Raw genomic sequence first — 23,724 nt, 5'->3', positions numbered from 1 at the left:
CCGGGATCAGGGCTCCCTGTACCTTACAGCCGCTTTCATATTCAGGTCCGACATCCCGGCCCTGTTCACGACATCGGTCTTTTCTATATTCACCCTGCTTACGCTTTTGATCGTCGAGAGCGCGCCGCTGTTGAGAAAGTCCACAGTGAGCGCGCCCCGTATTGAATGAGTGGTCCTCTGCTGCTCCCGTATGAGAGCCGACGGTTCTCTGGCGGCCAATATTATCCTTATGAGAAAAGCCGCGTCACAATACTTTGGCTTCTCTCCAAGGCTCCCCCCGAATTCTTCTCCCAGATAGAATATCTGCCCAAGTGGGAGCGCTCCCGCTGGTATGCTCTCAGGGCTCTCGAACGTCTTTCTTGAAAAGTTAAGCCCCTGCCTCTTGAGCGCACTCTCGATATTATCCGTGATCGCGGCTATCACTTCGTAATTTGTCATCCCCTGCCCGCCTTAAGGCCCATGAGCCTGGTAGCGCGCTCTTCGCCGGAAAATGCCCCGTCCTCGCTCGAATCATACTTGAGGGTCATCCCTGAAAGCGCCTCATCGGCCTTCCTCTCGTATTCTTTCCAGAGCTCCCACCACAGGCCCTTGCTTTGCGCGGCAAGCCCCTTGCACGCTTCAGCGACGGAAAGGAAGATATGCGCCTCGCGGAGATCGTAAGGATCAAGGATCAGATGCGGCCTCTTGCCCGACCTCAGGAGCCTTGCCTCGATCTTTTCGAAGGCCCTCTGTATCTCCCTCGCAAAAGACCTGGTAAGGATATAGCTCTGTCCGGCGGCTACCGCAGATGAGAACGGCTCGACCGTTATCGTCCCGGTCCCGGCTGTAAAAAGGATTATCTCCCTGGTCTCATCCTTCTCCGGGAGGCAGGCGAGCCCGCCGGTGAAATAATCGTCGCCATACCTTTTAAGCCCGGTGTCGATTATGGCGCTCTCCGTCCCGCCCTCTGCCGTCCCCCTCACGCTCCATCCGCTCTCCTTGAGCTGCGGCAACTCGGCTGAAAGGTCTTCGTCGGTGATGACCTTCGCGAGCCTCGACCTGACCACATCATAGAAGATAGTGGCGTAATGCGTCCTGGACTCATATACATACTCGATAGCGGCCTTGTAATTGAGCCCGGCTGTTGAATTTTCAGACTGGGAGAGCCAATAGCTCAGCAGGCCGTCCAGGCCTATCCCCATCTGCGCGTTCTCGACGAGCGATTCTCCGCCAGGACTGTATATGACAACAGATGCCGAGTCGGGGACGATCCTTCTATTGTTCTCGTATATATAAGTCTGAAAACTGTCGGCCGTATTTACGATGAACTGCTGCTTCATCTCTTCTCCGTTTTAAAAATTCGAATGCGGTTATCGCTGAATTGCCGCCTGCTATCTACTGCCCATCTTGTTATCTGCCTTCCGGGCCGTGTCGTGAGCGTTCTTCTCCATTTCGCGCACCTCTGCCTGACCAGGGAGCTTACCAGTCCTTTTGAGCCTGTCCCTGTACATCCGTTCAATGAGCCTCTCGACAGCCTTTCTCTCTTTCATAGGCGCTTTCATCCTCATCTTTTGCAATCGGCACTGCCCCAGGCTCCGGAAGAAAACGTCCGGCAGGGAATGCCACGCCCTCGGCCTTTAGCCCTTTATGGGCCCTCAGCGCGTCCTCCATCCGCTTAAGGAGATCCTCATCCCACTTGAGAGGCACCCACTTATCCCTCCAGTACCTTAGCGCCGCCTCTTTGAGGGCTGTTACCTTAACGGTCTGCGGCGTACTCCCCGCTCCAGCGTTATACTGCCCGTTCCACATCCAGAAGTCGCCGAGGTACTCGCCCTGCCACGCGATTGCGGCATACCTGTTGAGCGCGAGCGGGATATACCCTTTTTTCATGTACGCTTTAAAAGTCATGTCCATTTAAAATCGGAGGGGCCTTGCGGCCCCTCCCCTGCTGTCTACTCGTGGTTGGTTATTATCTTCACGCCGCCGTTTGCGGCCGTGTTCACGCAGCTGTGGCCGTAAAGGGCTGTCACTATGATCTCTGTGGCGCGCAAAGACGCGTCCCTCTGGAACTCGGTCTTGGCCCCGGTCTTCAGGACATAGGCCAGACCTGACTGATTTCCAAGCGGCATCATCACGCCCTGCCTGTCGGCGTTAGCGTTGACCGACGGGCAGTTGGTGGACTGCACGATGTCCACGCCGTAGAGCGAGCCGAGCGAGCCTACCTGGGCGGCTGGCGCGGACGCCCCTCCCCATACTGCGCCGGTGGACGAAGCGATAGCTCCCCTTAAGTTGCTCACCTGGTACGGATGGAGCACCGCCACGAACGGGCCCTTGGCGTTCCCCAGTTCGAGGGCGTAGATAGCCGAAAGGAAATCCGCCTCCGTCATCTCCGCGCCAGAGGTGCCGACGCTATTAGTGAAGCTGGACGCGCTCAACAAGAGGTCGGCGTCTATCTTGCTTGCCAACGCCTTTCCAAGCTCCTCGGCAAATGGCTCAAGCCCGCCCAGGCCAGCACCGTTCAGGAGCATGTCCGTAACGGTTATCATTATGCCGGCCTCATCGGCGGTAACGAGCATCGAGGTGGTATTCACGGCAGTATTGCTCATGTCGGTCGCTTCTGTAAGGTCAGAGGCCGTAAGGAGAGGCCACTTCGGGAAGTCCACGCTCAATGTCGACGACCCGGATATATCCGCGACCCTTACAAGTGCCGGCATGACCGCTTCAGCGTACGCCGCGTCGATTACAAGCCTTGATACTATTTCAGCCGCTATGAGCTCTCCTGCGGAACCCGCAGCGGTAGTCACTTCATTTGCCATTCCGGTTCTCCTTTTTTTCCTTGGCTCCGCTCTTTATCAGACCGCCGCGGAGTTGAACTTTCTCCGGCGGGCCTCAAGGAACGGGTTTTTCACATCCCTGAACCTGTAGGTCTGGCCCGCGGAGCCCTGTACGCTTACGCCTTCATTGAGTAGCCTGTCGAGGTCTTCCCTCGGCATGGTGCGCCACGATGCCGGATCCGTCAGGTTCTGCTTTACGCCGCTCCCGCCGAAGCGTGCGCCCTGAGAACCTGCCCCGATGCCCCCTGCCGCCCTCAGGTGATGGGGACGCTCGCTCAGCCAGTCAGCGATGAACTCGTCTATTGTGGCGGGCTGGCCGGAGGTGTTGATCTTGACGGCGCCTGATTCGCCGAGCACCCTGAGGCTTCCGTCCTCTTCCAGCCTCACCCTGCCCTTCACGAGCTCCGCCACCTCTTCGACATCGACAACGCTGTGCCTTGATATGGTCTTGAGCAAAGAAGAGGTCTTCCTTTCCTCCTTGAGCCTTTCGACCTCGCCCTTGAGCTTCTCTACCTCTTCGGCCCCACCCCTGGCCTTCTGCGCCTTGGAGTATGCCTTTCTGTAGGCCTCGTCGATAAGCTCCTGCACCCTTGCCTGCTGCTCTGGGAAAAACGTCACCTTGCGGGCGTCCTCTCCGGTCCTGCCGTCGCCTTCAGCCGTTTTAAGTTCGTCAACCATGTTATCTCTCCTTTCCCGTATCCCCCTGAATACGCCGCGCCTCTTCCGGGGTATAAAAGATGCGCACCTTCCTATTTTTACGCCGAAGCCTCGATCTCAACGCAGATCTTATCCATCACTTCATCTCCAGCCTTTGGCAGTACCGAACGTACTATCCTTTTCTGGATCTCTTTTCTGAAAGTCGATGAACCGACAGCCGCGCCCTGCGCCTTGAACGCGTTCTGAAGCTCCTTGTCGACGTCCCTTACCGAGAAATCATCAGGGTAGTCGATACACCCATCGAAGCTCCGTCCCTCCCACTTCGCCCAAAGCTCCAGGACCTTTGCCTCTGCCTGCTCGATATTGTCCGCCTTTTCGCTAAGGGTCGAATAGAGCTGCTGGTACTCGAGCTCTATGGCTGCCCCGGACCTTGCGCCACCGTAATCCTCGACGGACCTGACCCCTCCGAGCTTGGCTATCCTGTATATCTCCTCGATATCATGCCTCACCCACTCCCTTATCTCGGAGAGCGACGAGTGCGGGGCCTCCAGCCAATATGGCCTGGAGTTTGGCTCGGCCGGATCGAACTGCAGAATGTTTCTCGGCCCCAGCTCCTTTTCGCCCGATTCGTTTCGTGAGTACGGGACCGCAAGCATTGGGAAGGCCGTATTTTCTATTATCTCCCTCGCGTCGCTGCATAGGTAGTATATGTTCCTGTTGATGTCGGCTATGTCCTGTATATCCGATGTGCCGATCATCCTTGTGCCTGAAAGCTTGTTGTAGAGGTTCACCATGGGCACCTCTCCTAGCCCGTGCCATCCGGCGTCAGCGAGCCTCACCTCGCCCGTGCCTTCGACGCATTGCCACAGCTCCCAGCCGTCCCTGTTCCATATCCTGTACGTCCCTGGCGCCTCTTTTATCTTGACCATATCGAGGACGAACTTGCCCGAGTAGGGCAGCCTTACGTACGACCAGTCGAGCAGGTTCTCGGGCGTAACGAGCGCGAGGTAGGGCCTTATGCCGAAATCCTCAGCCTCCGCCCTCGTGACCGCCAGCGCCTGGGGCTTGTCGACGATAATAGAGACCCTGCCATAGACACTCGCGAACCTCTGCGCCTCCCGCATGAAGTGCCTGAATGTATTCCCCTCCAGGTCGGCGTCCTTGAGGAACAGGTTAAAAAGGCTGTCCCCGGAAAGCGCGCCGTAATCCCTGAACGCGTCCTTCCTGAACAGGTGCGACACGAAGATATCGATCACCGGGCCGCAGTAGTTGTAGTAATAGCTCGTCTCCTTCCTTCTGGCGTAATTGGAAGAGCTTTCGAACGGGTGCTGAAGCAGGTAATCGCCGTCCCTGTACATCCTGCCCCCGAAGTAGGACCTGACGTAGAAGATCCATTCGTCAACGAAAGTCGAGTACAGATGGTGCGTCCGTTCAAGGTCCTCTCTTGTCATGCACGCTCTCCGAATTTTATTTGTAGAACCTTACACCGGGGTCCGGCCTGTCGATCCTTAAAGGGAACTCACACTCGATGAAGTACCCGAGCGCATCCGACGCGTGAGTGCGCTCGGGGTTCGACTTGTCTATCTCGGAGCCGCCGCTTCTCCACTCGACGGTCTCAAGGTCCTTTCTAAGGTAAGCGCACCTTGGATGGTGAAAGAGCCGTGCCTCCCCGCGCGTGTTCTCGAGCATGGCGTTTACACCATTGACCCTGTCCCGCACAGCCGGGTTTGACTTTCGTACCCTCTGGGCCTTAAGCCCAAGGTCATAAAGGATTGCGTAATCGCTCTTCCCGGCTGTAGACCTTGCCATTCCGGCGGCATCCCCGTAGAGCACTATCCCGGCCTTATGGCCGCCGTATTTTTGAAGAAAGGCCTTCCCCATCTCTGCCGTGTTGGTATTCCTGAGCGCGATCTCGTCTACGGTCCAGACAGACCTCCCGTCTGTCTGGACGACCTCCCACACGCACGTGTCCACGTTGAAATCGCAGCAAAGGGCGATCTTCAAGTCCATCCTCAGCGCGATCGACGGGTCCTCGTGCCTTGCCGGGTCGTATGCGTAATACGCGCTGCCTGAAGAGCCCTCGAAGCTCGCCTCATATTCCTGCCTGAAGGTCTTCGCGTCGAGCACCCTTTTTGCGGCCTCGATCTCATCTGACGGCAATATCCCGGATGAATGCCACCCGTACAGGCCCCAGTCCGGGTCTACAGCGCTCATGGCGTAATCTGCCAGGGCCTTGTAGTGATTGAGTCCTTCAGGCACGCCTATGAACCAGCACCAGCCGCGCCTATCGGAAAGGGCCGGCCTTACGTTCTCTGTCCACGCCGGCTCCTTCATGTTGGCGTACTCGTCAAGCACCCCGCCGTCCCAGGGCACCCCTTCTATCCTTTCCGGCTTATCAAGCCCTATGACCCATAGCTCGCTACCGAAACGGGTCTTCACGCAGAGCTCGCTTTCGTATATCTTTGATATCCACTCCCTCGGCGTAAGCTCTTTCAAGTCATTCCAGAATATCCTCTTTGCCTGCTCCCTCGTGGGGGCCGCAGCAAAGTACCTCGGGTCCTGCCAATCCTTCTTTTCACAAAGGCTTACGACGAGCTTACGTTTGGCTATCTCGGTCTTGCCGCTCCTTCTTCCCGCCGGTACAACCGCGAACCTCTTCCCCTCGTTCCAGAGCCTCATCTGTTCCTGATGGGGCCGTAGCTTGAGCCATCTTGACGGCAAGGGCCTCGGCATCTTTACGCTCCTGTTCTTCGCTTACCTTCTCGACAAGTCCCAACGCCAGCTTCTCCTCTTTCATGTAATCAGAAAGGACTTCCAGCGCTGTCTTGGCGACCTTCAGCTCCTCAAGCCCCTTTTTCACGTCTTCGTTCTCAAGCCCTTTCACAAGCCGCCTCTTTACGCCGTTAAGAAGGGACCTGTGGTCGGCTGCCGCGCCGAGGGCAGCCGTTTTCTTCCCTGCTTTTCTCCGTTCGCCTGTTTTCCACCGCTCCTTCTTTGCCCTTCTCCGGACCGTCCCGGCATTGCAGCCGAAACCTTTCGCAAGCTCATCTTCCGCGACACCCGCCTCAAAGCCTTTCCTTACGGCCTGCCAATCTATCGCCATCAAAACCTCTTGTAGTTTTCATATCTTTTCAAGGCCTTCGTGGTCCCCGCAGCACCTTAGCGAGTACAGTGCCAGGTAGACCTTATTGCATTCCATGCAGACCTCAGGCTCTCTCAGGAGGACCCTTGGCCTGGAAGGCCTGTAATAACCGAAAGTCTTTTTACCGGGTGCGCTCAAGGCGTTATTGTTTTCCATACTGCCCTCCATGACGCTCGCTTTTACATATGGTGTCCGGTTTCTACCCGCATTCCCCTAACTTTCGGTACTGCTGGTGAAAATGGCCCGGTTTTATTCTGCCCGCCTTTCTCAAAACGAAAAAAAAGGCCAGGCATTTCTGCCTGGCCCTTTGATATTAGAGCGCGTTATTTTATTTCGTCTTTTTTTTCCCGCTGGCCGTCCAGTCCTGAAAACCATCCTCAGCCGGGTTCCAGGCCTTATTAATGATCTCTTCTATCCCTCCCCTGTACCCATAAAGCCGCATGCTGTCCAGTATCTCTCCAAGCGGCTTATATTGCTTCATGATCTTGTAATCCACCCAGCTGACCTCATGCTCCTTTGTCGCTTTCTCGCGGACTTCAATCGTCCTTCTCCTCTTCCTGTGCCCTTGCAACTGAGATCTTTTCCTCTGCCCTGTAGAGTATTTCATACGTCCTCCCGAGTGAGATCCTGTGGCTTTGAGCTATGACCTTCATGTGCGTCTTCCAATAGTGGTATTCCGTGAACACCGCCCGCTCGCGAGGGCTCAAGGAAACCAGCGGCCAGAGCAAATCCCTTATCTCCAGCCCAGAATGCCTGAAACCTTCGTAGAAAATCTCCGGATCTACCTTCTCCCTGGACAATTCGCCCCTCCCCCTCACGAAATTTGTGCGTAATACGCACATTACAAGGCCATAAAAAAAAGGCCCTCGCATTTCAAGCTCAACTGATTTTTGCGAAGACCTCTCTTTATAGTCAACTTCTGACAATAATCAGGGCGGAACTTACATCAGTGCTAAATATTATACTTTTTAAGAAAAAAATTGTCAATGACGGCAGGGCCAAACGTGCTGTCAACTGTACTTTAGTCCAGAATAAAAAACCCCCGCGACAAGACGGGGGGTTTCAATATCTCCTCCAAAATCGCAAGACCGCTACACGTTGAACCTGAAGTGCATAATGTCGGCGTCCTTTACGACATAGTCTTTCCCTTCCAGCCTCAATACGCCCTTTTCCCTGCACGCGGCCTCAGAGCCGTATTTGAGGAAGTCATCGTAAGCCATGACCTCAGCCCTTATGAACCCCCGCTCGAAGTCACTGTGTATGACTCCAGCGGCCGCCGGGGCCTTTGCCCCTGCCTCGAGCGTCCAGGCCCTGACCTCCTTTTTGCCAGCGGTAAAATATGTGATAAGCCCCAGCACTCTGTAGGCCGCGCCAGCGAGCCTGTCAAGCCCGGACTCCTTAAGCCCGAGGCCGGAGAGGAATTCGGCCCTTTCCTCTTCAGAGAGCTCGGCTATCTCGGACTCTATCTTGCCGCAGATTATTACGAACCCCGCTCCCTCGGAAAGAGCGTACTCCTTGACGGCCTTAGCCGCCTGAGACTCTCCAGCGAGGTCGTCCTCGCCCACATTGGCCACGTATATGACCGGCTTCGCCGTAAGGAGGTTGAGGTCCTTTACAAGAAGCGCTGTATCGTGGTCAAGAACGCTCCTTGCCATACGCCCCTCATCAAAGGCCTTCTTGAGCTCAAGGTAGACAGGCATCGCTTCGGCAACGGTCTTATCTCCCGACTTGACCATCTTGGCGGCCCTCTCAAGCCTTCTATCGAGCGACTCAAGGTCCGATAGTATGAGCTCGGTGTTTATGACCTCGATATCGCCCTTCGGGTCGACCCTTCCGTCGACGTGGACCACCTGCTCGTCCTCAAAGCACCTTACGACGTGGGCTATCATGTCAACGCTTCTGATGTTGCCGAGGAACTGGTTCCCAAGTCCTTCGCCCTTGCTCGCGCCCTTCACTATTCCGGCTATATCTACGAACTCGACCGCCGTGGGCAGGACCCTTTCAGGCTTTACCAGCTCCGCTATCCTGAAGATGCGCTCGTCGCGCAACGGCACCATGCCGATATTCGGGTCTATAGTGCAGAACGGATAATTTGAAGCCTCCGCCCCTGCCGCTGTCATGGCGTTGAATATCGTCGATTTGCCCACGTTAGGCAGGCCTACTATTCCGCAATTGAATCCCATCTGAAGCAGCTCTCCTTGATATTATTGTCCTTAAAATAAAAACAGGGCACAAGTGCCCTGTTAGTTTTACCTGTTAAAACTATTGAGCCAGAAGCGGAGCGATAGTGAGCGAGATTATGCTGATGAGCTTTATGAGTATGTTCATGGCAGGGCCTGACGTGTCCTTGAACGGGTCGCCTACGGTATCGCCTACCACGGCCGCCTTATGGGCCTCAGAACCTTTGCCCCCGAACTCTCCTTTTTCAATATATTTTTTAGCATTATCCCATGCGCCGCCGGCATTTGCCATGAAAATCGCAAGCAGTATCCCAGTTACCGTCGCCCCGGCGAGCATCCCTCCGAGGGCTTTGGCGCCAAAGACAAAACCGACGAATACAGGGGCGGCGACGGCGAGCACGCCTGGCAGCACCATCTCCTTGAGCGCCGCCCTGGTGCTTATATCGATACATCTATTTACATCGGGCCTCGCCCCTTCCCTGCCCTCAAGGAGCCCAGGGATCTCCCTGAACTGCCTCCTTATCTCCTCCACCATCTTCATAGCCGCCTTGCCGACGCTCGTCATCGTAAGCGACCCTATGAAAAAGGGTATCATCCCGCCTATAAGCATCCCGATCATGACCTTAGGGTCCGAAAGAGACATCTCCAGCGTTTTGCCGGTGGCCGCCCCTACAGACTCTCCGAAGGCCGCGAAAAGCGCGATAGCGGTTAAGGCTGCGGAGCCTATGGCAAAGCCCTTGCCTATCGCCGCGGTTGTATTGCCGAGGGCATCGAGGCTGTCGGTGATCTTGCGGACATCCTCGCCAAGGCCGCTCATCTCGGATATGCCCCCGGCGTTATCTGCTACAGGGCCGTACGCGTCCACGCTCATTATGATCCCGGTTGTGGCGAGCATGCCTACCGCGGCTATCCCTATGCCGTAGATACCTGCCGCGTAATTAGCTATATAGATGGCGATGCATATGGCGATAAGAGGTAGAGCGCAGCTTTCAAGCCCGACGGCTATGCCGGTTATGATGTTCGTCCCTGCTCCAGTGACCGACGACCGCGCTATCCTCTCAACCGGCTTTCCACCGGTATAAAATTCGCTTATGAGACCTATAAGGCTTCCTCCGAGGCATCCCGCTGCTACCGCCAGGTAGCAGCCCATGCCGCACTCAACGAGCACAGTCAGAAGGAACGCGAGACCAAGAAAAATTGCGGCGGACAAGAGAGAGGAATACCTCAGCGCGCTCGCCGGGCCGAACCTGCGGAGTATCCGCATGGAGGCCAGGCCCAGGAGGGAGGCGAGAAGGCCAGCCATCACCAGCAGGACCGGATATGACATGAGGACTTCCCTTGAGGCAAGCCCCTCGAGCTTATCGGCTGAGATAGTCGCGCCGATGGCTATCGAGGCCACAACCGCCCCGACGTAAGACTCGAAAATATCCGCGCCCAGGCCAGCGACGTCGCCGACGTTGTCGCCGACATTGTCGGCTATGACACCCGGGTTCCTCGGGTCGTCCTCAGGTATGCCGGCCTCGACCTTTCCGACGAGGTCTGCCCCGACATCAGCTGTCTTGGTATAGATGCCGCCCCCGACCCTGGCGAAAAGGGCTATCGAAGAGGCCCCCATAGCGAAGCCGTTTATCACCTGGGCCTCGCCAGGCCTCCCGTAGAATATAAAAAAGATACCCAGGCCGATAAGGCCGAGGCTCGCTACCGAAAGGCCCATTACCGAGCCGCCGAAAAAAGCCGCTGTCAGGGCTTTCGAGCTGTCCGGCTTGTACCTGTTGGCCGCTTCCGCGGTCCTTACATTCGCCTTTGTAGCGCCCTTCATGCCGAAAAAACCCGCGAGCATGGAGGAAGCCCCTCCGCAAAGGTACGCTATCGAGGTCGGTATGCCAAGGTAGAAGGCGAGGGCAGCAGCGACTATAAGGAGGAACAGAACCAGTATCGTGTACTGCCTCTTGAGATAGGCCATCGCGCCGGAATGTATGAGGTCGGAGATCTCCCTCATCTTCCCGCTCCCGACAGGAAGGTTCTTTACGTACAGATAGATAAAGAGTGTGATTACAAGACCGGCTGCGCCAAGAAGAGGCGCGTAAAGGACTATCTTAGGCATTTTATGGCCACCCTCTTAAAGGTATTTGGCCTTCTCGGGGCTGCGGGGTGCAAAAAAAACGGGACGAATGAAGGATCAGGAGTTGAAGCTGTTCATCGCCTGCTCTATGCCGTTGGCTATTATTGACTCAACAGCTTCCCTGGCGCGGCCAAGCATCTCTTCCAGCTGAGGCAGATCATCAGGAGCAAACTGGCTCAGGACATATTCGACTACGTCCCCGTCCTCTGGCCGTCCTATGCCCAGCCGTACCCTGGGGATATCTTTTGTGCCGAGCGTATTTATGATAGACGAAAGGCCCCTGTGGCCGCCGCTACCCCCGCTCTTCCTGATCCTTACCTTGCCGAGCGGGAGGTCGCAGTCGTCATAAACCAGAAGAAGAGAACCCGAAAGCTCAGGATATTCCCCAAGGAGTTCCGAGACAGCCTGACCGCTGAGGTTCATGTATGTAAGGGGCTTTAGCAGGGTGACTTCCGCGCCAGCTATCCTTCCAGCGCCCCAAGCCCCCTTGCCATGCCTTGACATCCTGATAGAGTAGGCCTCGCTCAGGCGGTCGATGAGCATAAAGCCGGCGTTGTGCCTGGTCCTGGCGTACTCGGTTCCGGGGTTTCCCAGCCCAACTATGAGCAGCAACAGGCGACCCCCCGTGGCGGCATGGAAGCTTAAGAAGGAGTATTACTCCTTCTCCTTCTTGGCCCCTTCCTTCTCCTCGAAGCTCTTCGCGAGCTCAGCCTCGACCTCTTCAGCCGTCTTTGGCGCGACCTCGGCTGTCGGGGCCACTATAGAGACGACCGTAAGCTCCGGTTCGTCGAGCGCCACAAGCCCTTCCTTGAGGCTGATATCCTTGACATGGAAGGAATGGCCTACTCCAAGCGGGGTGATATCAACATCGATACTGTCCGGGATATTCCCTGGCAGGCACTCCAGCCTGACCTTCCTGGTCTCGTGCTGGACTATGCCGCCGAAAGCCAGACCTGCCGCCTTGCCCACAAGGTGGACCGGGACCTCGACCACGACCTTGTGGTCCATCTGTACCTCAAGGAGGTCTACGTGCTCTACCGTACGCTTGAGGGGGTGGCGGAGCACCTCCTTGAACATGACGGTGCGCTTCTTATCTCCGGCTATGTCAAGGTTCACAAGGACGTTGCCGCCCGCGTGTGTATGGAGCGCCTTATCGAGCTCCTTAAGGCCGATCGTCACCGCGATCGCCCCTTCGACTCCTGGGCCGTACAGGACGCCAGGCACCATTCCATTCGCCCTGAGCCTTCCCGCGGGGCCTTTGCCCCTTTCATTCCTCTGCTGAGCAGCAAGATTTATCTGTTCCATCTGTTTCCTCCGGTATTATTCAAAAAGTTAGGCGTTGAATCGATTTTAAATTGTTTAGACGAAAAGTGAGCTTACCGATTCGCCGTAGTGTATCCTCTTTATCGCCTCGCCCAGGAGCGGGCCGACTGAAAGCCTTTTTATCTTTGGAGAATTGGCGCTCTCCCTCATGGGGATGGTATTTGTCACGACCAGTTCCTTTATAGGGGAGTTATCGATCCGTTCGATAGCCGGCCCCGAAAGCACCGCATGCGTCGAGCAGGCGTATACGTGCTTTGCGCCATTGTTTTGCAAGGCGACAGCGGCCTGGGTTATGGTCCCCGCGGTATCTATCATGTCGTCAAGCAACACGGCTGTCTTGCCCTCGACCTCTCCGATTATGTTCATCACCTCGGAGACGTTGGGCCTGGGCCGCCTCTTGTCGATTATGGCAAGCGTGCTCCCGAGCCTCTTCGCGAAGGCCCTCGCCCTCTCGACGCCGCCCGCGTCAGGCGAGACCACGACAACGTCGTTATTGAAGTTCTCCTTTATGTAGCTCAAGAGCACTGGTGTCGCGTAGAGGTGGTCGACCGGGATATTGAAAAACCCCTGTATCTGCCCGGCGTGCAGGTCTACGCATACGACCCTGGTGGCCCCGGCGACGGTTATGAGGTCCGCGACCAGCTTGGCTGATATCGGTGTCCTCGGCGCTACCTTCCTGTCCTGCCTGGCATAGCCGTAATAAGGTATAACGGCTGTTATTGAACATGCCGACGCTCTCTTGAAAGCGTCGAGCATTATAAGAAGCTCCATCAGGTTGTCGTTGCATGGCATGCAGGTGGACTGGACGACATAGACCTCAACGCCCCTGACGCTCTCCTGTATATCTACATATACCTCGCCGTCGCTGAAGCTCCTGACGTCGGATTTACCAAGCTCTATTCCAAGGTGTTCGCAGATCTCGACCGCGAGCGCCTTGTTCGAATTACCCGCGAATACCTTTATCCTATCCATCGTGTCCTATCCAGCTTTAAGTTTAAGTACAACATGGTTGGGGCGGGAGGATTCGAACCTCCGGGTGCGGGGATCAAAACCCCGTGCCTTACCGCTTGGCGACGCCCCAGCAGTACCCCGGTTCCAACTGTTGCTGAAAAAAAAGCGACCCAAAGCGCTTGAGCTTTGGCAGAAACTAAATGCCTTTCACGGCGAAGACCAAAGACCTCTCATCAAGGCTTGCCTTTATAGCCACGCTCGCCTTCCGGGCCGTATCCCCGTCTTTGAACATCCCAAAGACCGTCGGGCCGCTTCCCGACATGAGAGCGCCGATGGCGCCGTTGTCCACAAGGGTCCTTTTAAGCTTACCCAGCTCAGGGTGCCTTTTCAATGTCACGGCCTCAAGGTCATTATAAAGCAAACCCTTAAGGCTTTCAGCCCCCCCGATGGACTCAAAGGAATATGTTAAGATATTATCTTCGGTTTTTTTTGTCAAGTCCAAATTGCTATATACCCAGGCCGTGGAGACATGAAACCCGGGGTTTACCAGAACATAGTGAATTTCCGGCAAATTGACCTTCTGGAGCGTCGTGCCGGTCCCTGTGGCCAGAGCGCCTGACTTGAGTATGAAGAAAGGCACGTCCGCGCCTAAACCGGATGCCGTCCGCAGCATCACATCCTCGTCAAGGCAAGCGCCTGTAAGGGCGTTGAGCCCCAACAAAACTGAAGCGGCGTTAGAACTTCCACCACCAAGCCCGCCCCCGACAGGGATCCTTTTTCTTATATGGATCTTGACCGATCTTTCTATGCCAGCGGTCTTAAGGAAGAGAGAGGCTCCGCGGTAGGCGAGATTTTCAGGGCCATCGGGCAGGGCGCTGTTATCAGAGCTTACAGTTATCCCGCGCCCCTCTTTGAGGTCGATTGTGACCTCGTCAAAGAGGGACACGGGCTGCATGAGGGAATATATATCATGGTACCCGTCGGGCCTTTTCCGCAGTACGCGCAGGAACAGGTTGACCTTGGCGGGGGAAAGTACCTTGAGGGACATGGCCCTTAAGACAAGAAGATTACTGCGTTTACGAGGAAGAGAAGCCCCAGGAGTATTGTTATCGCGTAGTGCTGAAGCTTGCCGGTCTGCAGGCGGCGGAGATCCCCGGATACGTATACGACCAGCCCGGCAACACCGTTGACTATACCGTCGATCCACTTGAAGTCGAACGCCCAGCACAGGGCTGCCGCCTTCTTGACGCCGGAGAGTATATGCCTGTAAAGGTTGCTGATGATATCGTCAAGCGCTCCGAACAGGCCATAGGCGAGCTTCAGGAACATCACGCCGCCCCTGCGGTAGAACCAGTCGGTATCGAGGCTTATGGTCCTCTCCCCGGCGAGGTGCTTTTTGAAGACCATGAACCCGAATCCGGCAAAAACAAGCATCTGTGCGGTCCAGACCACATGTTCGGCGGTATAAGGATGATACTCCAGCGCGTACGGCAGCAGCCCGTAGAGGAACTGCGGGAAGACGCCTATGAATATGCACATGAAGGCGGCAAGGCCCATGCCTATAAGCATGTTCTTCGGCGGGTCCTTTGCCTGTACCCCTGAGTCCTTGGAAAGGAAGGTATAATACGGAAGCTTAAGCCCCGTATGGATGAACGTGCCGACAGAGGCGAGCGTCAGGAATACCCAGGCCAGCATCAGGTGCTCTTCGCCGGCGGCCGAGAGGATCAGAGATTTACTGACAAAGCCGCTGGTAAGCGGGATGGCAGATATCGCAAGCCCACCGACCATATAGAGGACAAAGGTCCACGGCATAGACTTATAGAGGCCACCAAGGTCCGTGAGCTTCGACCTGCCTGTCATATAAAGGACAGAGCCGGCGCCCATGAAAAGAAGGCCCTTGTAGAGTATATGCGCGAAGGCGTGCGCAGCAACGCCGTTTATGGCAAGCTCGGTGCCTATGCCGACCGCCGTGACCATGTAGCCGACCTGGCTTATGGTCGAGTAGGCCGGGAGCCGCCGGATGTCGTTTTCAAGGATAGCGTATATAGTGCCATAGACGGCCATTATGACACCGAGCACTATGAGTATATCTGTCCCCGCGAAGCCCCTCGCCAGCGTATAGACCGCGCTCTTTGTGGTGAAGGAAGACATGAAGACGGCGCCAGGTATCGTTGCCAGCGGATACGCGTCAGTAAGCCACGCGCTAAAGGGCGGCACTGCGGCGTTTGTTATGAAGCCTATGAAGAGGAGGACCGCGGCAAGCCCGCCTGCCGTTACATGGTCAAAGGCGAAACTGCCGGTCTGGGAATACTGAAGAAGGGCGCCTCCCAGCATGCATACGCCGCTGAAGATGTGCATAAGTATGTAGCGGTATGCCGCCCTGGTCGACTCCGACGTCCTTCTGTAAAGGATGAGGCACAAGGAGCCGAAGGCCATGAACTCCGCGAAAAGGAAGAGCGTCAGGTAGTCACCGGCGAAAGTGAGGCCGGTGGCGCTCCCGGCGTAGACATAGGCGGCTATATGGTGGCCGCTCTCCTTCACATTGAGGCTGTAGACGCCGCTTATGAACGCCATCAGCGTGAATATGAAGGCGAAGGCGTAAGAGAGCCTGTCTACCCTCCCGAACGTTATATCAAGGCCGAGGACGTGATACGTTCCGTAGGTCCCGTAGTCCATCGTAAGCACGCTCAGGAAAGCGAGCGCCGGTAGCAGGAGTATATAGGCCTGCCTCACCCTGCCCTTGAAGAGCGGGATAAGGATCGAGCCGAGTACGAGTATGGCGGCCGGATGTATCCAGTTAGGCATATGAGTCCATTCCCCTGAGGCTATTTTTCATAATAGTCCTCGTCTTTTTGCAGAAAGAGCCTTCCAAGGGCCTTCGCTACTACCACTACGACAACGAAGGCCGCGAAGCCGAAGGCCGCGCTGAACCCCGGGACCTCGTCCCAGAAAAACTCGACGTGATGCCTCGGGATAACAAAGTCGAGGACGATGAAAACGGCCATCGCCGCGTACAAGACCCACTTGAGGGTCTGCAACCTCTGCGGGTTATCGAAGATCTTCTCAAGTCTCATCTCAGGACCCTCTCAGCCAGCGACAGGAAAAAGTCTGGGTAGATCCCTATCCCTACGGTTATGACCGCCGTTATAATGAGCGGCACAAGGACGAAGCCAGGGGCTTCCTTTACTCCTTCGATATGCGTGTTGCCCTCAGGGCTCTCAAAGAAGGCCTTGAAGACGATCGGGAGGAAGTACGCCGCGTTAAGGACCGTGCTCGACAGAAGGACGATAAGCGGGACGATATCCTTGGCTTCAATCGCGCCGATGCCCATATACCATTTGCTGGTGAACCCCGCCACCGCCGGGACGCCGATCATGCTCAATGAGCCTATTGTAAAGGCAGCCATCGTAACGGGCATCTTGTGGCCGATGCCGCTAAGGTGGCTGATCTTCTTGACGTGAGAGGCCACGAATATCGAGCCTGCGCAGAAAAAGAGCGTGATCTTCGAGAAGGCGTGGTTCCCGATGTGAAGTATGCCGCCGGTTATGCCATGGGGCGTCAGCAGCGCCACGCCGAGTATGACATATGAGAGCTGGCTGACTGTCGAGTAAGCGAGCCTCGCCTTGAGATCGTCCTTCGTAAGGGCGATTATCGAAGCCAGAATTATCGTGAACGAGACGAAATAGACCGTAGGCATGCCGAGGTTGAAGGCAGAGAGGACATCGATACCGAAGACGTCGAGCATCACCCTCACCACGGAGAAGACGCCGACCTTGACGACCGCGACCGCGTGCAGGAGTGCGCTCACTGGCGTCGGGGCGACCATCGCGGACGGCAGCCAGTTATGTAGCGGCATGATGCCTGCCTTGGCGAAGCCCGCGAGGAAGCATATATAGGTGATGGTCACGAGAAGCTGCGACATATCGGTCGTGAAGATGCCGCCCTGCTTGAAATCGAGCGTGCCGGTGAGCATGTACGTCAGTATGAGCGCGCCCAGGAGGAACGTCTTCGACGCCCCCATGAGATAGACGATGTACTTCTTGCTGCCCTCCCAGGCCTCGTCGTCCTCATGGTGCGCCACAAGCGGATAGGTCATCACGCTCAGTATCTCGTAGAAGAGATAGAGCGTAAAGAGGTTCGCCGAGAAGGCTACACCTATGGCCGAGGCGAGCGCTATGGCGAAACAGGCGTAATAGCGGGTCTGCGCGTGCTCGTTTAAAGAGCGCATATACCCGATGGAGTACGTCGTCGCGATTATCCAGAGGAAAGAGGCGGTGATAGCGAAGAAAAGGCCAAGCGGGTCGACCCTGAACTTAAGCTCGATGCCCGGAAGAATGCTCAGGACAGTGTACTCGACAATCTTCCCGGCGTATATGTCAGGTATGAGCGATATTACCACCGCGAACTTGACGGCGGCGGCAGCATACGACCAGAACTCCCTCAGATTCGGCCTGTTTTTGGACAGGACGATCAGGGCCACGGCCAGCGTCGAGGCCAAAACCGCTATGAACGGTCTTATGGAGACGATCGTTTCCATTCTATTCCTTTCCCTTCCCTATAAAGGCAACGCCGCGCCGCGCGCGAGATTGATGAAGTATGACGGATAAACGCCGAGGGCGACGACAGCCGCCAGGGCTATTACCAGAACGCAGAGCAGGCCCCAGGACTTCACAAGGGCGAACTCCTTCTCAGGCTCCTTCATGTACATGAGCATGACTATTCTTATATAGAAGTAGGCCGCGGCTGCGCTCATCAAGGCCGCTATTACCGCGAGCGTTACCATGCCCTTGTTTATAAGGGCCATGAAGACGTAGAACTTGGCGACGAAGCCGGCCGTAGGCGGAATACCGGCGAGCGAGAAAAGGAATATAAGCATGGCAAGTGCCGTAAGCTTATTGGACTTGGCAAGCCCGGCGTAATGGCTTATCTGGTCGCCGGACTGTCCGTCCTTCCTCATCATTATCACGATGCCGAATATGCCGAGGTTCATGAAGGAGTAGGTGAACATGTAGAACATGACACCGGCGACCCCTTCCTCGCTTCCGGCCACCAGGCCGAGGAGGGCATAACCGGCGTGCCCTATGCTTGAATAGGCGAGCATGCGCTTTATGCTGGTCTGCATTATGGCTGTGATGTTGCCAACCACCATGCTTCCTACCGCCACGACGGCGACAGCCATCTGCCATTCGCCGTACGCCGGCTGGAGCCCCTCGATGAAGACCCTGAGGATCGCCGCGAAGGCCGCTGCCTTAGGCCCGGCGGACATGAAAGCCGTAACGGGCGTCGGGGCCCCTTCGTAAGCGTCGGGCGCCCACATATGGAATGGGAATCCGGCGATCTTGAAGCCAAAACCTGCCACGAGCATTATAATGGCGACCGCGAAGAGAGGCCCCTGGGTAGAGCCGCTTCTAAGGGCCTCCGCTATGGCTGAAAGCTCGGTCGTGCCGGTCAGGCCGTATACAAGGGACATGCCGTAAAGGAGGATAGCCGACGAGAAGGCGCCGAGTATGATGTACTTCATCGACGCCTCGTTCGACTTCCTGTTCTTCTGAAGGAATCCGACGAGCACATAGACAGGCAGCGACGCAAGCTCGAGGCCCAGGTATATGGTCAGGAGGTCAGCGCCAGAGGCCATGACCATCATCCCTGTGAGGGAGAAGAGCATGAGGACGTAATACTCGCCCATGTCTATCTCCTCGGTCTTCAGGTACTTGAGCGAGACGAGTATCGTGAAGACCGTCACGACGTAGAAGATGAGCTTGAAGAAGGCCGAGTAATTGTCTGCCGCGAACATCCCCGAGAAGGCCGTCGCGCTCATGCCCGCGAGGTTATATGAGAACCACGCGGCGACGAGCACGGTTATGACGGAGAGGAACGCAATGGCCCCCTTCTTTGCGCGCGGCAAGACCAGGTCCACGAGCAGCAGGAGGCATGCCGCGCCTGAGACGATTATCTCTGGCAGTACCGCTATTATGTCTGCTGTTGAGAAGAACATTTATACCCCTGTGCGCCTCAGAATCCTGAGACCAAAAGCTTGTTGGCCTTAGCCTGGCTTATGAGATTGCTTACCGATTCGTGCATATAGCCGAGGAAGTCCTCGGGATGGAAACCGACCCAGAAGACAAAGACTATGAAGGCGGCCAGCGCCAGCGCCTCACGGAAGTCTATATCCCATACCTTATGGCCGTGGTCGTCTCCCCCATGGCCGTGCCCTCCGTGTCCGTGGGTGTCCGCTCCATAGGCCATCCTCTTGAACATCCAGAGCATATAGGCCGCGCCAAAGACGATGCCTATGAGCAGGAATATCAGATAAGGCTTGTACGCCTCGAAGGCTCCGAACGCGATAAGAAGCTCCCCTATGAAGCCGTTCGTACCCGGAAAACCAAGTGAAGCTATCGAGAATATGAAAAGGAAGGTGGCGTAGAAAGGCACGCGGCTTGCGGCCCATCCGTAGTCGCCTATATCCCTCGTATGCGTCCTTTCATATATTATCCCGACGCAAAGGAAGAGCGCGCCGGTCGTTATTCCGTGGTTGAACATCTGCAATATCGCGCCCTCTACCCCGTTCTTGTTGAAGAGGAAGAGGCCCATGGTTATGAAGCCCATGTGGCTTATGCTCGAGTACGCGATGAGCTTTTTGAGGTCTTTCTGCGCGAGCGCCAGGAACGCGCCGTAGATTATGGCAACGAGCGATATGATGACTATCGGCGTGGCGAAGTACCTTGACGCGTCCGGGAACATCGGGATCGAGAACCGGAGGAATCCGTAGGTGCCCATCTTGAGCATGACTCCAGCCAGTATTATACTGCCGGCGGTCGGTGCGTCGACGTGCGCGTCAGGCAGCCATGTGTGGAACGGGAACATCGGGACCTTCACCGCGAAGGCTATGAAGAAGGCGATAAAGACCCATGCCTGGAATGCGAACGAGTACTTCGTCTGCATAAGGGCCGGTATGTCGAGTGTGCCGCCGCCCGCGTAATAAAGGGCTATCATCCCGACGAGCATCAGTATGCTGCCGGCCAGAGTATAGATGAAGAACTTTATTGCCGAATATATGCGGTTGGCCCCGCCCCATATGCCGATCAGGAGGTACATGGGTATGAGCATCGCCTCCCAGAAAAGGTAGAACAGGAACATGTCAAGCGAAGCGAAGACCCCTAACATCGCGGTCTGCATGACCAGGAGCGATATCATGAACTCCTTTACCTTCTTCTGGATGGCGTTCCATGACGCGAGCACGCATATGACGCCCAGGAACGCGGTAAGGAAGATAAAGAGCACGCTTATGCCGTCGATGCCGAGGTAATAGAATACATTCCACGACGGTATCCACTCGTATCTCTCGACGAACTGCATGTTGTGCGTCGAGTTATCGAAGCCGGACAGCAGCGGTATCGTAAGGGCGAGGTCGGCTGCCGCCGCGGCAAGGGCTACCCAGCGGAGCGCCCTTTCGTCCCTGATGAAGAGCAGGAGGAGCACGCCCAGCAGCGGGAGGAAGATTATCAGACTCAGAAGGTGACCGGCCATCACTACCCCTTCAACGTGTCGAGCTCGTCGACATTGAACGTTTTGCTGTTTCTTACAAGTGCTATCAGTATGCCGAGCGCCACAGCCACCTCTGCCGCTGTGACCGTTATGGTAAAGATGGTGAATATCTGCCCGTTCATATCGTTAAGGAGATACGAGAACGCGACGAAGTTTATGTTCACCGAGTTGAGCATCAGCTCTATGGACATAAGGACGATTATGATATTGCGCCTCGTAAGGACCCCGGCCACCCCGATAAGGAACAGGATCGCGGCAAGGGCTATGTACCAGGAGATCGGGACCATCAGCTCTTACGCTCCTTTACCATGACTAACGCCGCGACCAACGCCGCGAGCAGGATGACCGATACGACCTCGAACGGGAAGAGGTACTTCGTGAAAAGCAGCTTCCCGATGGATTCAACCGTTGACCCGTCTGTGGGCGCCGGGACGACGTCGACCCCGGGGCTGGCGAATATGAAAAAGAGCATCTCGGCGGCAAGGACCAGGATGACCCCGAAGACAAGCCTCCTGTCCACCGGCGGGAACGTCTCCATCATGGTCTTTCGCATGTCGAGCACAAGGACCACGAAAAGGAAGAGGACCATGACCGCGCCAACGTATATGAATACCTGGACCATGGCTACGAACGGTGACCTCAAAAGGATAAAGAGGGCCGCCACCTGGAAAAGGCAGAGCATGAGCGAGATAGCGCTGTGAACCGGGTTCCTGAGCGAGACCACCGCCGTAGCGGAACAGACGGCTGTGACGGCAAACATCAGGAAGAAAAATTTTTCCATAATCGTCCTTGGTATATATATATCTCGCCCCCTCGCCCTTAAATACGCGTGGCGGGGGCAACCGGCCTCTATAAGGGCCTTTTCTTCGACATCCTCAGGTCCGGGACCACCTTTATGCCTTCAGGCGACCTCACGAACTTCGACCTTACTACGAAACCGCCCTGTATGCTCTCGGGGATCGACTGCGGCCTCAGAAGCTCTTCCTTCGCCTTTGAAGTGCAGGAGAGGTCCACGCAGGCAAGCTCAAAATCCCTTCCGAGCCTTACCGCCTTTGTCGGGCAGGCGTCCTCGCAGTACCCGCAGAACAGGCACCTCGTAAGCTCGACCTTCCAGACCTTGGCAACCCTGTCGGATATCCCGATGCCAGAATCGTCCTCCATCGGGATGACGGTTATGCACTTCGTGGGGCAGGCCTTGGCGCAGAGTTCGCAGGCAACACAGAGCTCCCTGCCGTTCGCGTCCTTGTTGAGCGTGTGCTGGCCGCGAAAGCGCCTGTACGGGACCCACTTCTCCTCGTCAGGGTACCTGAGCGTTATGCTCTTCGATACGTTATACCTGAGCGTTATAGCGAGCCCCTTGATGAAATCGACGAAAAGGGCCTTCTTTATGAAGTCTGCTATCCTGCTTGCGCCGTTACTCATATTTTCATCAACCCTGTTATAAGCACGCTAACCAGCGAAAGCGGTATCAGCACCTTCCAGCCGATGGTCATAAGCTGGTCATACCTGTACCGTGGGAGAGTGAACCTGAGCCACATGAAGAAGTATATGAAAAACACCACCTTGCCGATAAACCAGAACAAGGCCGGCACCATGTTAAAGAGCGGATGGTCTATGGGCGGGTTCCACCCGCCGAAGAACATTATGACGGTGAGGACCGATACCGTCACAAGCGCGATGTACTCGGCGAGCATGAAGTACGAGAACCTCATGCCGCTGTACTCGGTATGGAAACCAGAGGCCAGTGTGCCTTCGTCCTCCGGGAGGTCGAAGGGTATGCGGTTCATCTCGGCGAGGGCCGCGATGAGGAATATCACGAACCACACCGGCCCGATGGGAAGGTACAGGATGTTCCAGTGGAATATGCCGCCGGCCTGGCTCCTCACCATGTCGAGCAGGTTTAAAGAGTCGGACATCATAACAACGCCGATGGCGGCGAAGCTCAGGGATATCTCGTAGCTTATCATCTGCGCCGACGAACGGAGGCCGCCCAGGAGCGCGTACTTTGAGTTTGACGCCCATCCGCCGAAGATGACCCCGTAGATGCCCAGGCCGCCTATGGCGAGTATGTAGAGGATGCCGACGTTCATATCTGAGAGGTAGAGCGTAAGCTCCTTGTCAATGAACGGGATGGTGACCTTGTCGCCGAAAGGTATGGCCACGAAGACAAGGAACGCGGGCACCATGGCGATAAGCGGCGCCAGCTTGAAGAGGAACCTGTCGGCCTTTTCAGGGACGATATCCTCCTTGAGTATGAGCTTGAGCGTGTCGGCCAGAGGCTGCAGGATCCCGTGCGGGCCTACCCTCATGGGGCCGAGCCTCACGTGTATGTGGCCCGCTACCTTCCTCTCCATCCAGGTAAGGGGCATGGGAAGGCTGAACAGGATCGCGGTCACGGCCCACACCTTCACGATTATTATCAATACTTCTATCAGGGTTCCTGTATCCGGCATCTTGTCTATTCCGAGGGTTAAAACCTACCCTCTTTTTCTGCCCCACATGTAATTTATCATCTCTATATATCTCGAGTTCATGCCGCGCACTATCGAATGGATAGTGAACACGATATTTCTAAGGAGCTTGTATATTATCCTCGGGTGATCGTCTACAAGCGTTTCAAAGTCCTGCTTATCTATTACGTACGTCTCGAGGTCGGAGACGGCCACTACGGTAGCTGACCTTGGCCTGCCGTCGAGGAAGCTCATCTCGCCGAAGATATCTCCGTCCTTCATTATTGTAAGGGTAAAGAGCTCTCCGTCAGGGGCGGTCTTGCAGGCCTTTACCTCTCCCCTCCTTATTATGAAGATCGACTGGCCGTCTTCGGACTCCTTGAAGATCGTGTCCCCGACCTTGAAGCTTTTCTTGTTCACTATCGGGGCGATAGCGGCAACCTCGTTGTCCGTAAGGTCGGCAAAAAACTGGACTTCCCTCAACAATTTTGCGTCGATCATTCCCTACCTCCTTTAAGAGGCGTTCCTGTTTTTTTTTCAA

26 protein-coding genes and 1 tRNA gene are annotated in these 23,724 nt (G+C 55.9%); all 27 read right to left on the bottom strand.

Annotation, left to right across the window (positions count from 1 at the left end; all coding sequences use genetic code 11):
• Window positions 1-6: 6 nt before the first annotated feature.
• The 27 genes from A2V21_310530 to A2V21_310400 all read right to left on the bottom strand — a co-directional run bounded on the left by A2V21_310530 (window position 7) and on the right by A2V21_310400 (window position 23,684).
• Window positions 7-438 carry a hypothetical protein gene (locus tag A2V21_310530; GenBank protein OIJ74659.1) on the bottom strand — a complete coding sequence of 144 codons (432 nt, stop codon included), beginning with the start codon at window positions 436-438 and terminating at the stop codon, window positions 7-9.
• Window positions 435-1,319: a hypothetical protein gene (locus tag A2V21_310525; protein ID OIJ74658.1), complete on the bottom strand. Its 885-nt coding sequence runs from the start codon at window positions 1,317-1,319 to the stop codon at window positions 435-437. The genes A2V21_310530 and A2V21_310525 overlap by 4 nt, the downstream gene beginning before the upstream one ends.
• A 175-nt stretch (window positions 1,320-1,494) precedes the next feature.
• Window positions 1,495-1,893: a hypothetical protein gene (locus tag A2V21_310520; GenBank protein OIJ74657.1), complete on the bottom strand. Its 399-nt coding sequence runs from the start codon at window positions 1,891-1,893 to the stop codon at window positions 1,495-1,497.
• A gap of 38 nt (window positions 1,894-1,931) precedes the next feature.
• Window positions 1,932-2,795, bottom strand: a complete 864-nt coding sequence (locus A2V21_310515) for a hypothetical protein (protein OIJ74656.1) — start codon at window positions 2,793-2,795, stop codon at window positions 1,932-1,934.
• Window positions 2,796-2,831: 36 nt separating this feature from the next.
• Entirely contained in the window at window positions 2,832-3,491 is a 660-nt protein-coding gene (locus A2V21_310510; GenBank protein OIJ74655.1) for a hypothetical protein, read from the bottom strand.
• Window positions 3,492-3,568: 77 nt separating this feature from the next.
• Entirely contained in the window at window positions 3,569-4,921 is a 1,353-nt protein-coding gene (locus A2V21_310505) for a hypothetical protein (protein OIJ74654.1), read from the bottom strand.
• 16 nt (window positions 4,922-4,937) lie between these two features.
• Complete coding sequence (locus tag A2V21_310500; protein ID OIJ74653.1) at window positions 4,938-6,149, bottom strand: hypothetical protein; 1,212 nt, start codon at window positions 6,147-6,149, stop codon at window positions 4,938-4,940.
• Window positions 6,067-6,573 carry a hypothetical protein gene (locus A2V21_310495; protein OIJ74652.1) on the bottom strand — a complete coding sequence of 169 codons (507 nt, stop codon included), beginning with the start codon at window positions 6,571-6,573 and terminating at the stop codon, window positions 6,067-6,069. The genes A2V21_310500 and A2V21_310495 overlap by 83 nt, the downstream gene beginning before the upstream one ends.
• Before the next feature lie 367 nt (window positions 6,574-6,940).
• A complete protein-coding gene (locus tag A2V21_310490; GenBank protein OIJ74651.1) occupies window positions 6,941-7,183 on the bottom strand; it encodes a hypothetical protein in 243 nt (80 codons plus the stop codon).
• Window positions 7,149-7,412: a hypothetical protein gene (locus A2V21_310485; protein OIJ74650.1), complete on the bottom strand. Its 264-nt coding sequence runs from the start codon at window positions 7,410-7,412 to the stop codon at window positions 7,149-7,151. Before A2V21_310485 ends, A2V21_310490 begins: the two co-directional genes overlap by 35 nt.
• Before the next feature lie 291 nt (window positions 7,413-7,703).
• The gene (locus A2V21_310480) at window positions 7,704-8,795 is read right to left on the bottom strand and encodes a redox-regulated ATPase YchF (protein ID OIJ74649.1); all 1,092 of its coding nucleotides are present in this window, start codon (window positions 8,793-8,795) and stop codon (window positions 7,704-7,706) included.
• A 79-nt stretch (window positions 8,796-8,874) separates the two neighbouring features.
• Window positions 8,875-10,896 (bottom strand): sodium-translocating pyrophosphatase, encoded by a 2,022-nt coding sequence (locus tag A2V21_310475; protein ID OIJ74648.1) that lies wholly within the window; start codon window positions 10,894-10,896, stop codon window positions 8,875-8,877.
• A gap of 75 nt (window positions 10,897-10,971) precedes the next feature.
• Window positions 10,972-11,526 (bottom strand): aminoacyl-tRNA hydrolase, encoded by a 555-nt coding sequence (locus A2V21_310470; protein ID OIJ74647.1) that lies wholly within the window; start codon window positions 11,524-11,526, stop codon window positions 10,972-10,974.
• 42 nt (window positions 11,527-11,568) lie between these two features.
• The gene (locus tag A2V21_310465) at window positions 11,569-12,219 is read right to left on the bottom strand and encodes a hypothetical protein (protein ID OIJ74646.1); all 651 of its coding nucleotides are present in this window, start codon (window positions 12,217-12,219) and stop codon (window positions 11,569-11,571) included.
• 54 nt (window positions 12,220-12,273) lie between these two features.
• A complete protein-coding gene (locus tag A2V21_310460; protein ID OIJ74645.1) occupies window positions 12,274-13,209 on the bottom strand; it encodes a phosphoribosylpyrophosphate synthetase in 936 nt (311 codons plus the stop codon).
• Window positions 13,210-13,243: 34 nt separating this feature from the next.
• Window positions 13,244-13,318 (bottom strand) — tRNA-Gln (locus A2V21_310455).
• A gap of 66 nt (window positions 13,319-13,384) precedes the next feature.
• Window positions 13,385-14,236: a 4-(cytidine 5'-diphospho)-2-C-methyl-D-erythritol kinase gene (locus A2V21_310450; GenBank protein OIJ74644.1), complete on the bottom strand. Its 852-nt coding sequence runs from the start codon at window positions 14,234-14,236 to the stop codon at window positions 13,385-13,387.
• A 5-nt stretch (window positions 14,237-14,241) separates the two neighbouring features.
• Window positions 14,242-15,993 (bottom strand): Na(+)/H(+) antiporter subunit D, encoded by a 1,752-nt coding sequence (locus A2V21_310445; protein ID OIJ74643.1) that lies wholly within the window; start codon window positions 15,991-15,993, stop codon window positions 14,242-14,244.
• A 20-nt stretch (window positions 15,994-16,013) separates the two neighbouring features.
• The gene (locus A2V21_310440) at window positions 16,014-16,262 is read right to left on the bottom strand and encodes a hypothetical protein (protein OIJ74642.1); all 249 of its coding nucleotides are present in this window, start codon (window positions 16,260-16,262) and stop codon (window positions 16,014-16,016) included.
• A complete protein-coding gene (locus tag A2V21_310435) occupies window positions 16,259-17,725 on the bottom strand; it encodes a cation:proton antiporter (GenBank protein ID OIJ74641.1) in 1,467 nt (488 codons plus the stop codon). The genes A2V21_310440 and A2V21_310435 overlap by 4 nt, the downstream gene beginning before the upstream one ends.
• A gap of 18 nt (window positions 17,726-17,743) precedes the next feature.
• Entirely contained in the window at window positions 17,744-19,183 is a 1,440-nt protein-coding gene (locus tag A2V21_310430) for an NADH-quinone oxidoreductase subunit N (protein ID OIJ74640.1), read from the bottom strand.
• 17 nt (window positions 19,184-19,200) lie between these two features.
• Complete coding sequence (locus A2V21_310425; protein ID OIJ74639.1) at window positions 19,201-20,715, bottom strand: NADH-quinone oxidoreductase subunit M; 1,515 nt, start codon at window positions 20,713-20,715, stop codon at window positions 19,201-19,203.
• A gap of 2 nt (window positions 20,716-20,717) precedes the next feature.
• Window positions 20,718-21,020: an NADH-quinone oxidoreductase subunit K gene (locus A2V21_310420; protein OIJ74638.1), complete on the bottom strand. Its 303-nt coding sequence runs from the start codon at window positions 21,018-21,020 to the stop codon at window positions 20,718-20,720.
• A complete protein-coding gene (locus A2V21_310415) occupies window positions 21,020-21,514 on the bottom strand; it encodes an NADH-quinone oxidoreductase subunit J (protein OIJ74637.1) in 495 nt (164 codons plus the stop codon). The genes A2V21_310420 and A2V21_310415 overlap by 1 nt, the downstream gene beginning before the upstream one ends.
• Before the next feature lie 68 nt (window positions 21,515-21,582).
• Window positions 21,583-22,155 (bottom strand): hypothetical protein, encoded by a 573-nt coding sequence (locus tag A2V21_310410; GenBank protein OIJ74636.1) that lies wholly within the window; start codon window positions 22,153-22,155, stop codon window positions 21,583-21,585.
• Window positions 22,152-23,186, bottom strand: a complete 1,035-nt coding sequence (locus A2V21_310405; GenBank protein ID OIJ74635.1) for an NADH-quinone oxidoreductase subunit H — start codon at window positions 23,184-23,186, stop codon at window positions 22,152-22,154. The genes A2V21_310410 and A2V21_310405 overlap by 4 nt, the downstream gene beginning before the upstream one ends.
• A gap of 24 nt (window positions 23,187-23,210) precedes the next feature.
• Complete coding sequence (locus A2V21_310400; GenBank protein OIJ74634.1) at window positions 23,211-23,684, bottom strand: hypothetical protein; 474 nt, start codon at window positions 23,682-23,684, stop codon at window positions 23,211-23,213.
• Window positions 23,685-23,724: the final 40 nt, after the last annotated feature.

The sequence above is a fragment of the Deltaproteobacteria bacterium GWC2_55_46 genome, assembly GCA_001595385.3.
Lineage (GTDB): Bacteria > Desulfobacterota > GWC2-55-46 > GWC2-55-46 > GWC2-55-46 > UBA5799.
Note: the sequence above shows the minus strand (reverse complement) of the source record. Positions and strands in the feature narration are given on the sequence as shown.